The following is a 13780-nucleotide window of genomic DNA, read 5'->3' as shown; positions in this document are numbered from 1 at the left end:
TTGAATTTGTTTGAAAATTATGAATTTATCATTATATTACCATATTTGTATATCGTTTACCAACACCAAACATCACATGTTTCTAAGCTGCTAAGGGATAGGCAATTGAATCACATCAATAAAGGAAAATCATAGAATACAGTGAAGCATCCATTCAAAATAGACTTGCTGCTTGTAAATAAGGGATAAACCAGAATAAAAAAGGGTGATTTTCATGCCGGCCATCGTAGGAGTTATTCAAGTGATCAATGTCGGGAGCAGTGGCGTTGTCCATATTGGCGACGTTTTTAAGATCAGCCCATATTCCGCTTCAAAAACGTTTGCAGGTGCTGGCTCTTTTAATACAGGCGAATCCATTTCACTTTACAACGCTTACAGTACCACTAACACAAACGATTCAGATGGTGTCGATCAGCCAGTAGCATTAAACCTCTAGCATTTTTTTGAAAGGAGGACATCATGATCTTCAATATCCACCAAACGATCCAAATCAATATGATAAAAATCGAAAGCATAACCAATTCATCTGTTTTTCAAATAGGGAGTGCCGGAGTGATTAAGCCTTACTCCACCTTAGCCAATACAGGTGGATTCACTGAACCCGCTCCAATGCTTGAAGATGATATGGTCCCTGAGACTAGCTTCGTCCCATTTAGCCCTCCCTAATCCTAATCCATAGGCATTCACCTACATGAGGCAATTTCATATACTGCCATATATGAAGTTATCATTAGGTGAAGGTGAGGTGTTTAATCGTGAATCATGATTTATATTCGTACTCCATACAAATGCAGCGATTTCTTGAAGCCCAGGATAAACGAATTATGAAGCTTGAACACGAACTCAAACGCCTGACAGATGAACTTGCCGAAATGAAGAATAAACCCCCAATCCACGTGGATAAAATTGAATATAAATTTGATCAGTTAAAAGTCGAGTCATTAGACGGAACGTTGAATATCGGTTTGAATCCTAATGATTTAAATAATATTGATGAATTCGCTGTCAACAATCAACCCATCCAACCTGCCCCTTTTCTATTTCCAGGCCGTGAAATTGTCGCTCAGGAGATTTATAATGATATTCTTTCAGGATTGGAGGATATGATCCGTGATACGGAAGGCCAGCTTCAGATCACATTGGAACCCTCATATCACGACTTCATGAGACAGGATGTGGAACGCCAGCTTCATCAGCGTATCAATATGTACTTTGACAATCTATCACATGCTGAACGTGCACCTCAGCAACGAGATAATGTGAAAGAAAAGATCACGGAAAAAGTAAGATCGGATATTCAAACAGCATTGATACAATTCATTACAAACTCACATTCCGAGACAGGAGGAAATCCAAATGGAGTTTAATGTAACAAACCATCAGTTATGTGTCGGTGATATTAACGTGACGGGGGTAGCGAGTTCCGCCTTATTCCTCATTGGGGACGTACAAACCATCCAGCTATCATCAGCATTCGACACTCCCCCCGAATCACTCATCATCGGACCATTCGTTCCACTCACTCCAAAAGGATAAAATCAGATGTTCACAAGAATATCGAAAGTAAAGTCTTTGTCAGCCAAGACCGTCACATTTTCATCCAACCTGCAAATTGGAGACACTGCTTATATCGACGGGGCCGCCAAAGCATTGGCAGTCCAGAAAAAAAGTGATAGCTTTTCCGAACTGGAACCCGATTTCAGTGATTATGAAGTCTTTACACGTCCTTTCTATATCCCGAGGATTTCTGAACCAATCGCGACAACATTCTCGAATCCCAACCCCTTCATTCGCGTTGGGAATGTCGATATCATCGGGATATCTTCATCTTCTATCGTAGGCGTAGGAAACGTAGGTCATATCCGCATGGAATCAAGGATTAAACACATCCGTCAGATTCCGAGGAAAAACGATGAGGCAGGAACAGGCGATAATACATCAGATGGAACAGAAACTGTATAAAGGAGAAATCATATGCCAGCCATTGTAGGTCCAGTACAAATATTTAATGTCGGGTCAGGAAACCTCTTATTCGGGGATGCGGCCGTCATTTCACCGAAATCCGCCAGCAAGTCCGTCACCGGCTCCGGCTCATCGAACACAGGTGCATTCGTTTTTACCGCCAATGGTCTGAACGGAAGCAACGTCCTTGATGTTAATGGGGTAGATCAGCCTATCGCCGGAAATAATTAATGCATGGAAGCCTCCTATTTCTAGGAGGCTTCAATTTGTTGAATTGATGATTTTATTAATAAAGTTTAATAGTGATGTTTCTGTTATATTAAAAAAATATAGATGATGAATGAATTATGAAATGATACACGTTCAAAGGCATTTATCCCTCAGTGATATCATCTGTATAAGGGTTCCGTTATTTTACACGGACAAATCCAAAACCGGATGCATAATCATCACCAGTCGCTGCACCGTATCCACCCTTGATGTCATAAGCTTTTGCTTTTGTTTGTAATTGAGCTCGCACCTGCGCATTAGTCAGGTTCTTATTAGAGGACCAGATTTTAGCCGCCAACCCTGAAACATGTGGTGTTGCCATCGAAGTTCCGCTAATCGTGTTATAGCCGTCGTTTAGCCAAGTTGATTCAATGGCTGAACCCGGAGCTGATACTTCGACATCTTTTTCCTGAATCACATAATCTCCGTCCGTATTCGGATTCCCTCTGGAAGAATAATTAGCCACTCTATATGTCCCGTTAGCCTGAACATTTTCAAGAGCCGCTACAGCCACTGCATTGGGAAGAGCTCCTGGATAACCGATTGTATTCGCTGAATATCCGCTGTTTCCGGCAGCCGCAATGACCAGGACACCTTTGCCATAAGCATAGTCCACTGCACTTGAAATCAAGGAATCTTTCCTGCTTGAACCCAAGGACATCGAAATGATGGTCTTAGACCCTGTGCTCACACTTTGATCGGCTGCATGACGGATAGCTGCCGCAATATCATCGGAATATCCCGAACCATCATCACCCAGTACTTTATATGCCCAAAGTTCGGCTTCAGGAGCCACTCCATATACCCCAAGTCCGTCAGAGCCACCGTTTGCCAAGACAGTTCCGGATACATGTGTTCCATGTCCGTCCCTGTCTGTACAAGAGTTATTGGTGTATGTGGATGAGGTAGTGAAATCTTTGCATTGCTCCACATTTGCTGACAAATCCGTATGCGAAACCGTTGTTCCAGTATCCAACACTGCGATTTTAATACCGTCTCCCCCCGATGTTTTAGTGATGGACGAATCATTGTAGATAGCCTTGATGCCCCATGGCGTTCTCGCGGAAGGAACCGCAGCAGTCGTGGCCTGGCTAGTCGGTTGAACCGTTTGCGCAGTTGTATACTTGTTTACCTTTTCAACTTCTAGATTGCCATTCTTAGTCAACGCTTCATATTCTTCGCTGCTTACGTTTGCCGTAAAGCCTTCCTTTCCAAAACTCCGCTCATGCCCAAACTTCTTCTTGGCTTGCGTTATCTCATTCTCAGACCCTTTTAGGTAAATGCGAATATCTTCCTTTTGTACCTTCTCGCTTTGTTTGGCATCCGCTCCATTGGCAAAAATGGAGAAGCTCATCCCGAAACACAGCATAGCCATTCCAATCCTTTTTCCAGTCTTCATCCCGTTTCCCCTCTCTCGCTTTCGCTTTGTATTTGCTATGTATGAAGCTCTCAAGCTGTAAAACTATTTTATTTTAATTTGCCATTAATTAACTATCGGTCGAAACACTCAATTACACTACAGGACAAATATAGGTAAAGCCACCTGCTTTCCGCACAAATAATCGGACTACTAGTCTAGACTCCTCACTTTGAAAGACATGTGATAAGACTAAATACGACAAAATATTCAGAAATCTTATCGTCAAGAATGAAAATAGAATAAATACCTATGTAGATCTTAGCCGAATTATTTTGATAGAGAAAAGACAGGGCAAAAGATTCATCTCATTCATCAACACTAAATAGCTTCTAGACCTTGTTTCAACAACAAATTCGGGTGGCGGCGATGCTTCTTCAAACGATTCATATGTAGGTAAAACTCTTGGACTCTTAATCTTTAAGCAAATTAAAAAGGGTTTCAGGACGAATTCATCCCGAAACCCTTTTGTCTCTATACATCATTCACTCAGCATCTTGAATACTTGCTCAACGTCTTTATCGCCGCGTCCTGATAAGTTCACAATCAACACGTCATCCTTTGATAGTTCTTTTGCCAAGACCAGGGCACACGCAACGGCATGCGAACTTTCAAGCGCCGGGATGATTCCCTCCGTTTTGGATAGTACTTGAAAGGCTTCGAGCGCTTCCTCCCCTTTTATGGTTAGATACTCGGCCCTGCCACTTTCCTTCAAGAAACTGTGTTCCGGACCTACGCTAGGGTAATCCAAGCCTGCCGCAATGGAAAAAGTCGGCTGTGGTTCCCCTTCCTCATCCAATAACGTCAAACTTTTAAATCCATGCAGCACTGCTGGAACTCCCTGAGATATACTCGGGGCTTCGGCGGGTTCTACACCAATCAAACGAACCTCTGCGTCATCGATATAGTGAGCAAAAGCACCAATGGCATTACTTCCACCACCCGTACACGCAATGATTGCCGTTGGCAGTTTCCCTTCCTTTTCAAGGATTTGTTTTTTCGATTCTTCACTGATGATGGACTGAAAATACTTGACGATTGAAGGATAAGGATGAGGCCCGACAGCAGAACCCAGGAGGTAAAACGTATTTTCATAGTTTTGAACCAAGTCACTCAGCGCCTCATCGACCGCATCCTTTAACCTGCCCTGGCCCTTTTCCACCGGTATGACCTTAGCCCCTAACAATTCCATTCGAAATACATTCAATGCCTGCCGTTCCGTATCCAGCTTGCCCATATAGATGACGCATTCCAAGCCGAACATCGCACAAGCCGTCGCAGTCGCTACACCATGCTGTCCGGCTCCGGTTTCTGCAATGATACGCTTTGCCCCCATCCGTTTAGCGAGCAGTATTTGCCCAATGGCATTATTGATTTTGTGAGCGCCCGTATGATTCAGGTCCTCCCGCTTCAAATAAATTTTTGCACCGCCTATTTTTTTTGTTAGATTTTGTGCAAAGGTCAACGGATTTTCCCTTCCCACATATTCTTTTAAATAGTATTGAAACTCCTCTTTAAATTCAGGATCATCTTTATATTTCATGAAAGCCGCTTCTAAATTATCCATTACTTCTTGAAGTTCTTTAGGTACAAAACTACCACCGAAATCTCCAAAGTATCCTCTGCTCGTCTGTTCTCTCGTCATACTCAACTCTTCTCCTTTACATGCACCATTTTATTTTACAATTCAAGTATACGTGAACGAACCGCTTTTTCTCAAATTCTTTTGTTTATATACCTAAAAATGGTCGTTTTGGAAAGACGTAAGGGCTAACTTTACCGTTTTGCCAAAACACGAATTCTTCTCCGATGAAGAGGAAGAAATGAAAGATGCATTTACTGCAAGTGGAGAAACACGCTTCAACGAAGGGTTAGCCTATGTCCATTGTGGCAATTAAATTTCATCATTAACTTTCATTTATTCTTTCATGTATAATTAGTTTACTAAATATATCCATATTGACAATGGGGGGAATTAACTTGAAAACACTTCAAAATAAGAAAGATAGCTGGAATGCAGATTTATACGATAAAAAGCATTCATTTGTTTCTGAGTATGGTCAGGACTTAGTAGATTTATTAGCACCAAAGCAAGGTGAAAAAATTCTTGACTTAGGCTGCGGGACGGGTGATTTAGCAAATGAATTATCCACTTTCGGTATTGATATCGTTGGTATAGATAACTCAGAAAATATGATTACTCAAGCAAGACACAAATACCCAAAAATAAAGTTCATGGTTCAAAATGCAGTAGAATTAGACTTCCATAGCGAATTTGATGCTGTATTCTCTAACGCAACTCTTCATTGGGTAAAACCACCAATCCAAGCCCTACAATGTATTTACCACAGCTTAAAAGCAGGGGGAAGATTTGTAGCTGAGTTCGGAGGAAAAGGAAACGTTCAAATCATAACGGATGAAATCATTCAACTAATCGAAAGAGAAGGGATAACGTTTAAAATAGAAAAATTCCCGTGGTTTTATCCTAGTATTGCTGAATACGCAACTTTAATGGAAGAGGTAGGATTTAGAGTAACCTTTGCTCAACACTACGATAGGCCGACACAATTGGACGGAGATAAAGGGCTGAAAAATTGGATTGCTATGTTTGGTAATCATTTATTTGATGATGTTCCTGAACATAGGATAAAAGATATCATTACAAACGTTGAGAATAATTTAAAAGATACTTTGTATAAAGACGGAAATTGGGTAGCTGATTATAAAAGATTACGTGTAATTGGTGTAAAAAAATGAAGGAGGAAGGGAATCAATGGTTCCCTTCCTCCTTCATTTATGAAATTTAAATACCTACCTACGAAAACAGCCATTCAAAAAAAGGGGTGTCCCTCAGCTGCAGACCCCCCTTCTCTTTTACATTTCCAATAAGTGCGAGCCATCAAAGAAAAATAAATAACGGCTTGTCACTTTTTTATTCAAAATCCCTTCAACCGCTCTTGTGTAAAGTTCCAATTGCATACGGTAACGGTCGGCAAGAATGTCTTTCGCACCTTCATATCCACTAGCAAAACGTCCAGTTATCGCATCCGTTTTATAATCCAGCAGAACAAGGCCTTTTTCATCTTCAAAAATACAATCAATGACACCTTGGATCAAGACTTCCTCTTCACCCTTTTCCCAATCACTATAAGCCTCTTTAGCTGGAAGTGACATCGTGAACGGTACTTCACGTCGAATTGTCGGCGCCTTACGCAGCCTCTTTCCAATATCACTTTTAAAGAAATCGATAATCGTTTCCGGATTCACGGCTTCTCTCTGTTCTTCAGTCAACAGCTCGCGCTGAATCAAGTCAACGAGTAATCGCTCAATGGAAGGAATGGTGATGTCCGATGTCAAATCGATATGCTGCATGACTAGATGCGTAATCGTTCCCCTTTCAGCGGGTGTCAGAGATTTTTCTTGCATGAAGACAGGGCGTTTCGTTATCGGGCTCTTGAATTTACGCAATAACTCCGTAGAACTCTGCTCGTCCCTCAGCTCGTATTGACGCTTCAACTCTGAAACGGACTGCTTGGATCGATGCACAGTCGCCTCATGTTCCCTATACTCCCAGTTCAGTTGGTCCTTAACAGCATCGACAAACTCAGATTCCAAGTCCACCTTTTCGGATTTCCGAACATGTTCCAGCAATTGCTCCTGTAAAATAGCTTCTTCCTCATCCAGAACAGTCAATTCCTCCATTGGAATGACAGAGATTGACCAATTTGACGGATGGGATTCCATTTCAAAACCAAACCCAGTAAAGCCCTGAAAATCACGATGACGCACAAGGGATGGACCAATCCAGTCGAGGTAACTTTTAGCTCCTGCCCGCGCATGGTCTTTCAGGAGCCATTCTCCATGCGTTGCTTGACTTATCCATTTTTGCTGTGTTTTTTCGGCATCACTTATGCTGGCAATCAGATGGAGCTTTTCCTTCGCCCTCGTCAACGCTACATAGAGAACACGCATTTCTTCGGCAATTAACTCTAACTGTTTCTTTTTCTTGAAAGCGAGCTGTGGGAGTGATGGGTACGTTATCCGTAACTCGGAATTGACATACTTCGCCGCAAATCCATAATCCTTATCCAATAAATACGGCTTCCGTAAATCCATCATATTGAATTGTCTCGAAAGGCCTGCAATGAATACAATCGGAAACTCCAACCCCTTTGAGGAATGGATCGTCATCAGGCGGACGACATCTTCCTGTTCACCTAAAGCCCGTGCCGCACCTAAATCATCTCCACGCTCCTGCATTCTTTCGATGAAACGCAAGAAACGGAAGAGCCCACGGAATGAACTCGCTTCATATTGTCTGGCCCGATCATACAAGGCCCTTAAATTGGCCTGGCGCTGTTTACCGCCCGGCATTCCACCAGCAAAATCGTAAAATTGGGTTTCGCGGTACAAAAGCCAAATTAAATCCGACAACGCTTCCTGTCTAGCCAGTTTCCGCCACTTCACCAGCTTTTTATAAAAGGTAGAAGCTTTACGATATAGGTCCGGATGCTCATCCGGGTCACCTTTCCTATAGAAATCGGCTAACGCCTCATAATACGTACCTGTGTGGTATAAACGAATTTGAGACATTTCCTCCTCATCCATTCCTACAATCGGAGAGCGGAGAACGGATGCCAATGGGATATCCTGCTGCGGATTATCTATTACTTTCAATAAAGAAATCATGATAGCAACTTCGGTAGCTTCAAAGTATCCAGAGGACAAGTTGGCATAGACAGGAATCCCTTGCTTCTTGAATTCCTCCATAATTTGCGGAGCCCATGGCATAGAACGAAGAAGAATGACCATATCACGGTATGTTGCAGAACGGTATTGCTTGGTTTTCGTATCATAGATTTGCTGTTTCTCGTTTATGGCCTGTTTTATGAGCCTCGCCATCATCCTAGCTTCCAGTTGCGCTTTTTCCAATTCCTCGGCTTCAAAACCTACCTCTGAATCCTCGTTATCCTGTCCGGCTTCACTTGTATCTGCTGCTCCATCAATTAAATGAAGTTCAATGGGATATTCCTTATCTTCGGGATATGGCGCACCTTTTTTCAATTGCGCATCCTCATCATAATCAATCTCACCGACAGTCAGCCCCATTAGTTGCTGAAACAAGAAATTCGTCCCATCAAGCACTTCTCTCCGGCTCCGGAAATTACGGTTTAGATCAATTCGCAATCCCGAATCAGCGCCATCATGGGTAAAGCGCGAATACTTTCCAAGGAACAAATTCGGTTCAGCAAGCCTGAAACGGTAAATCGATTGTTTAACATCGCCCACCATGAACAGATTTCCACTATATTCACCATCTGCCGTCACCAATCTTAAAATGGATTCCTGAACTAGATTCGTATCTTGATACTCATCGACAAGCACCTCTTTGAATTGATTCCGATATTCAATGGCGGCCTCTGACGGCGTGCGTTCCCCATCTATGGTTTCACCCGTCAAAATATCAAGGCAATAATGCTCCAAATCGGCAAAATCAACCAAGTTCTTTTCGGACTTTGCAGCAAAGAACCTTTGTTCAAACTGTTTTACGAGCATGATGAGTGTATCGACATACCCCTTCAATTCCCGGATATCACGTAGATAGCTTTCAGGCTTACGTGAAAAAAGCTCTTCTTGCAGAGATTTAATAATTTTCTTCGCTTTATCACGATGCTTCGTGGCTTCATCCACAATTTCCTTATTAAAATCTTCTCCCGTACAACGCTTTGCCGTTCCAAACTTCACGTTTTGAATTTCTTCATAAAGAGCATTCCAGGAAGAATCTTTCACGCGGGCCAGTTTCGCGACCAAATCAAGATCGGCTAAATAGTTTTCTGCCCTTGGAGCAGGACCACCCGGAACCTTTGTCAATTCTAGAGATCGCTCCAACAAATCCTTTGCCGTATCCAACTGCAAACCAATATCGAATTGTAGGGACTCGATAAATGGAAGATCATCTATCCCTGCCCCTTCCGCCAGATCATACATCTGGGCTGCATGATTTAGCCATTGGTCGGGATCTGGATTCGAACGGGAGAAATCATACAATGACCGGACAATATTTTGCAGTGCATCATCGTTTCGATCGCTTGTAAAGGCATCGACCAATTTAAAGAATGCTTCATTGTCACCTTGGCCATATTGCTCCTCGAAAAGTTCTTCCATCACTTCATCGCGCAGAAGCTGCGCTTCCGTGGAATCGGCAATCCTGAATCCAGGATCAATATCCGTCAAATAGTAATATTTCCTGATCACTTCTAAACAGAAAGAATGAAGCGTGGAAATGGACGCACGGTTAATCAGGCTTAACTGCTTACGCAAATGCTGTGAATGGGGATTTTCATTAATTTCCTTTTCTAATGCTTCACTAACTCGATGGCGCATTTCGGCGGCCGATGCATTCGTGAAGGTCACCACCAATAGCTCATCCACATCGATTGGATTATCTTCCAATATGACCTTTTGGATAATCCGGTTGACAAGCACCGCTGTTTTCCCGGAGCCTGCAGCGGCGGCCACCAAAATATCCTGGTCTTTCGCCCAAATTGCTTTCCATTGTTCTTCTGTCCATGTCACGCCTTCAGGAATGGCGGGAATCATCGTTTTACTCATCTTTCACCCTCCCCCCTTAATAAATCGAGAACATCATTTTGCTTTTTCTGTGGCAAATTCCTAAATTGATTCTCTTCGAGCGACTGATCGAATTGGCAGACGGATTTGAATGAACAGAAAGTACATGGCGTTTTTTCTTTCATTTTATATGGGGTTATGCCAACATCCCCGTCGACCATTCGGTCACCTGACTCTTGATAGACCTTTCGAACATGCTGGTTAAGCAAGGAGAAGTCTTCACGGCTGGCCACTTTAGAGGCCGCTAAAAGAGAACCGTCTTTTTTAAATCCGGCAGGTATGACATCCGATTTACTGGAAGTATCTATATCAAGGGACGTGTCCATCATCTTGATTACGTTGGTTTGATTTAATACTAGGCCGTTCATTTTAAAACTCTTATAAATTTCTTCATCGATTTTATCCAAGCTAAGCATGCCTTTTGATTTCACGACCGGATTATGAACATGGAAATAAAGGACACCGGCTGGAATCGCCTCTTTACCGATAAGCGATTGGGATTGTGAAACGACGATATCGAGATAGGTCAGCATTTGCAGGGCAAGCCCATAGTAGACTTCACTCATGTTCAATTCCTTTTCACTCGATTTATAATCAAGGATACGCAAATAGACGCCACCCTCATCCTCATCGGCCTTATCAACACGGTCTATCCGACCAATCAATTCCATTTTCGTCCCATTTTTCAAAGTGAACGAAAGTGGGGGCAGTTCTCCATTTTTTCCGAAGCCCAGTTCCAAACCGATTGGGGCAAACCCACTAACCTTGGCATGTTCACTCAAGACAATCGAAGCCCGGCCAATCACATGCTCCAGCTTTCTGCGCAAGTAATGATGGCGGTTCGTACTTAGCAGGATTTGATTCTGGAGCTTTGGTGCAAGCTGTTCCACCGCTTTCCTAGCCAACTCCAAACATTGCTCCTTGGTCAAAGAAGACCACGGGATATCATGCTCATTTAAATAATCCGAAATCATTTTTAACGCCCCATGGAACATCTCACCGATATCCGGTGCGTCCAAACGGAAAACCTGTCGTTCCCTTAGTTTCAAGCCATGTGCGGCATAATGGGAAAACGGGCAGCTATTGAACATTTCCATTCTCGATACACTAGTCAGAATGGTTTCGCCATATAATTGCTTACTCGTTTCCTCTGATAGTTTCATGGTTTTATTTTGGTAAAAAAGACTCGATAGCACCTTAGTGGCTGTCGGTCCAACCGTCTCGTCCTCCATGATGGAATTATAGACATCCCACCAAAGCGGATGGATTGGGTAGTTCCGTTTTTTCAACTGTAATTGCGCAGCCAGATAAGACAGGGCCACTTCTGGGTTTGCTGCATATTTCACCTGTTCCCCGGCAGGCAGATCAGATGGATCGTTCATATAAAAAGCCTCGTTCACATGAGGCAATACATCCCTCACTCGTTTTAAATAAGAGGACGGGAGAAGGGATTTTCCCTCTTCATCAGCGAGTGGATAAGATAAATAAAGGGATTCCGAAGGTGTAGTGAAGGCTTTATAGGCCGTGAATTCCTCATCCAAAAGACGCACTTTTGAACTTGGGGCAACATCAAGCCCGCTCGCCAAAAGCATGTCGCGGTCACTATCGGAAAACACTCCATCAGAAACGGCTTTTCCTGGTAAGACCCCTTCATTCATGCCAATGACGAAAGCTGTCTTCACGTCATCCAATCGGGACAGGTCCAGATTAGCGACGAGGACTTGATCGATTGCCTGTGGCACTAAGGAAAATTCCAATGATTCCAGACCTGCTTCTATAATGATCGCAAACTGTTTCATCGAGATTTCCTCTTCACTTAACAGTTCCACGAATTGGTCAAGCAAATCAACAACTGCATTCCACGATTGTTCATGTTCCCTGGCTGACACCAGATCGCCATCCTCTTCTGCTTCAAGCTTCATCTTTTCCAATTTTTCCGGTACATGCAATTCTTCCAAATACAAATAAAGGGCCTCGCACAATTCTCTTCCATTCGCCGACTTCTTCACCCGTTTTGATAGCTTAATGATGGGCTCTGTAAATAGGTGTTTCAAATCATTGAGCTCTTGCTCCAGTTGCATTTCCTTACTCGTCTGGGGACGGTCCTCAAGCTCCAATCCACGGAAGCGACGGTAGGTCCAACGATCTTTTGTGGTCCATCCAGCCCCTTTGATTCCCCTGGCAAGCACGTAGTTCTCAAGTTTGTCTACTTGTTCGCGCATTCTGTCATGACTTTGTTGCAGGGGAAATAGAAGTTCGGTCTTAATGGCACGAAAGACCGGTTCATAACGCCAGAACCCATTGATGATCTCAAGTGTTGACCGGATCAGCTCAATCAATGGGTGATTGAGCATCGTCCGTTTGGAATCGACGAAAAGCGGAATTTGATAGTCACGGAAGACCGTCTGGAGGATATCTTCGTACGCATCCCCATTTCGCATTAGAATCGCAATATCGCGAAAACGGCACTGACCTTGTCTGACAAGCGTCAGGATGTTCCGAGCCACCCCTTCAATCTCCGCTCTTCGGTTAACGGCCTGAGCAATCGTTACACCAGATGGCTGATCGTACTTTTGTGCGGGACGAAGCGCAAAATATGTTTCAAGGTGTTTCAGCCCAGGATTTCGATTGAACTTCGCCGTGCTGTTCAGAATGTGGTCCTGTTCGATAAAGACCCCCGTTCTTTGTCCCGCTTGATAAAGCTGGTTATAGAGATTTCCCGTTTGCCTGAACAAATGCAGATCATCCGGCGCAAATTGCCTATAAGGCTGGTCGAGCGTCAATGCGATGGTCACACTCTTACATAGCTTCATCATTTCTTCCACGATCATTAATTCCTGTGGCGTCAGACTGTAAAAACCATCTATATAGATATCTGCATTTTTTATATACGAAGACTCTGCCATTTTTTCTATCAGTAAAGTGAAATAATCCTCTGAATCTAAATATTTTCCGATCATTTCATCCTCAAATGACTGATAAATGAGCTCTAGATCAGATAATTTATCTTGTACTCCACCACCACCCGGTGACTTTTCGTCCAAATACCTCCGAATATCACCCGGCTGGATGCAGTACTGCTTGAATTCGGCAAGCATCTGCTCCATCTGGGAGACGAATCCTTGCTTGTCCGCTGATCGGCGGAACATTTTCAATTCATCTTTTTTATCCTCCATGATTTTCCGTATCAACATATTAACGCCGACACTGTCCAAATGGATTCGGCTCATGCCACCTGTCTCCTGGAGAACTCGCCATGCAAGCCGGCTAAAACTGAATACTTGCGTCCGAATCATTCCTTCGAGTCCCGGCGTCTTAATTAATTTATATTCTGATAAAAATGTCATCTGATCAGGAACCAGATAGATGATCGGATTCCCTTCAGGATTCTCCATTAGCCCGTTGCGGATTTCATCCAATACCTTCGATGTTTTACCTGTGCCCGACCTTCCAATTAAAAACCGGAGTGACATCTGTTTCCCCCCTTTTTATTTCAATATC

The 13780-nt window shown here is 43.2% G+C and carries 11 protein-coding genes; 7 read left to right on the top strand and 4 right to left on the bottom strand.

Translation table 11 applies throughout. From position 1 onward, the window contains the following. The first annotated feature begins 214 nt into the window (after window positions 1-214). The 6 genes from ACIQXH_RS11610 (at window position 215) to ACIQXH_RS11585 (ending at window position 2193) form a co-directional block, all read left to right on the top strand. Window positions 215-436, top strand: a complete 222-nt coding sequence (locus tag ACIQXH_RS11610) for a spore germination protein (RefSeq protein ID WP_402867748.1) — start codon at window positions 215-217, stop codon at window positions 434-436. Window positions 437-459: 23 nt separating this feature from the next. Then, window positions 460-666, top strand: coding sequence for a spore germination protein GerPB (locus ACIQXH_RS11605; RefSeq protein WP_402867747.1), 207 nt, complete (start codon window positions 460-462; stop codon window positions 664-666). 89 nt (window positions 667-755) lie between these two features. Beyond that, a complete protein-coding gene (gene gerPC / locus ACIQXH_RS11600; protein WP_402867746.1) occupies window positions 756-1367 on the top strand; it encodes a spore germination protein GerPC in 612 nt (203 codons plus the stop codon). Then, window positions 1357-1536 carry a spore gernimation protein GerPD gene (locus ACIQXH_RS11595; RefSeq protein ID WP_402867745.1) on the top strand — a complete coding sequence of 60 codons (180 nt, stop codon included), beginning with the start codon at window positions 1357-1359 and terminating at the stop codon, window positions 1534-1536. Before gerPC ends, ACIQXH_RS11595 begins: the two co-directional genes overlap by 11 nt. A 6-nt stretch (window positions 1537-1542) precedes the next feature. Continuing rightward, window positions 1543-1962: a spore germination protein GerPE gene (locus ACIQXH_RS11590; protein WP_402867744.1), complete on the top strand. Its 420-nt coding sequence runs from the start codon at window positions 1543-1545 to the stop codon at window positions 1960-1962. Between the two features lie 12 nt (window positions 1963-1974). Then, complete coding sequence (locus ACIQXH_RS11585; protein ID WP_402867743.1) at window positions 1975-2193, top strand: spore germination protein; 219 nt, start codon at window positions 1975-1977, stop codon at window positions 2191-2193. Window positions 2194-2371: 178 nt separating this feature from the next. Here the strand turns inward: ACIQXH_RS11585 and ACIQXH_RS11580 are convergent, their stop codons facing one another. Together ACIQXH_RS11580 and trpB are read right to left on the bottom strand one after the other, a co-directional pair. Further along, a complete protein-coding gene (locus tag ACIQXH_RS11580) occupies window positions 2372-3631 on the bottom strand; it encodes a S8 family peptidase (protein WP_402867742.1) in 1260 nt (419 codons plus the stop codon). A 499-nt stretch (window positions 3632-4130) separates the two neighbouring features. Continuing rightward, window positions 4131-5294 carry a tryptophan synthase subunit beta gene (trpB, locus tag ACIQXH_RS11575; RefSeq protein ID WP_402867741.1) on the bottom strand — a complete coding sequence of 388 codons (1164 nt, stop codon included), beginning with the start codon at window positions 5292-5294 and terminating at the stop codon, window positions 4131-4133. 335 nt (window positions 5295-5629) lie between these two features. Here trpB and ACIQXH_RS11570 point away from each other — a divergent pair, with 335 nt between their 5' ends. Continuing rightward, entirely contained in the window at window positions 5630-6406 is a 777-nt protein-coding gene (locus ACIQXH_RS11570) for a class I SAM-dependent methyltransferase (RefSeq protein WP_402867740.1), read from the top strand. Window positions 6407-6523: 117 nt separating this feature from the next. On the opposite strand, the gene addA is transcribed toward ACIQXH_RS11570, so the two are convergent. Continuing rightward, window positions 6524-10261 carry a helicase-exonuclease AddAB subunit AddA gene (gene addA / locus ACIQXH_RS11565; RefSeq protein ID WP_403123570.1) on the bottom strand — a complete coding sequence of 1246 codons (3738 nt, stop codon included), beginning with the start codon at window positions 10259-10261 and terminating at the stop codon, window positions 6524-6526. Further along, on the bottom strand, window positions 10258-13752 hold the full coding sequence (addB, locus tag ACIQXH_RS11560) for a helicase-exonuclease AddAB subunit AddB (RefSeq protein ID WP_403123567.1): 3495 nt from the start codon (window positions 13750-13752) through the stop codon (window positions 10258-10260). The genes addA and addB overlap by 4 nt, the downstream gene beginning before the upstream one ends. Window positions 13753-13780 lie beyond the last annotated feature (28 nt).

The organism is Peribacillus sp. NPDC097225, assembly GCF_044761955.1.
Lineage (GTDB): Bacteria > Bacillota > Bacilli > Bacillales > DSM-1321 > Peribacillus.
This window is presented reverse-complemented; position numbering and strand designations above follow the sequence as displayed.

What these genes read in the sequence shown, in the direction of transcription:
- ACIQXH_RS11585 (WP_402867743.1), top strand. Translation starts at nt 1,975, where the DNA reads ATGCCAGCCATTGTAGGTCCAGTACAAATATTTAATGTCGGGTCAGGA.
- addA (WP_403123570.1), bottom strand. Translation starts at nt 10,261, where the DNA reads ATGAGTAAAACGATGATTCCCGCCATTCCTGAAGGCGTGACATGGACA.
- ACIQXH_RS11580 (WP_402867742.1), bottom strand. Translation starts at nt 3,631, where the DNA reads ATGAAGACTGGAAAAAGGATTGGAATGGCTATGCTGTGTTTCGGGATG.
- ACIQXH_RS11610 (WP_402867748.1), top strand. Translation starts at nt 215, where the DNA reads ATGCCGGCCATCGTAGGAGTTATTCAAGTGATCAATGTCGGGAGCAGT.
- ACIQXH_RS11595 (WP_402867745.1), top strand. Translation starts at nt 1,357, where the DNA reads ATGGAGTTTAATGTAACAAACCATCAGTTATGTGTCGGTGATATTAAC.
- ACIQXH_RS11590 (WP_402867744.1), top strand. Translation starts at nt 1,543, where the DNA reads ATGTTCACAAGAATATCGAAAGTAAAGTCTTTGTCAGCCAAGACCGTC.
- addB (WP_403123567.1), bottom strand. Translation starts at nt 13,752, where the DNA reads ATGTCACTCCGGTTTTTAATTGGAAGGTCGGGCACAGGTAAAACATCG.
- trpB (WP_402867741.1), bottom strand. Translation starts at nt 5,294, where the DNA reads ATGACGAGAGAACAGACGAGCAGAGGATACTTTGGAGATTTCGGTGGT.
- ACIQXH_RS11605 (WP_402867747.1), top strand. Translation starts at nt 460, where the DNA reads ATGATCTTCAATATCCACCAAACGATCCAAATCAATATGATAAAAATC.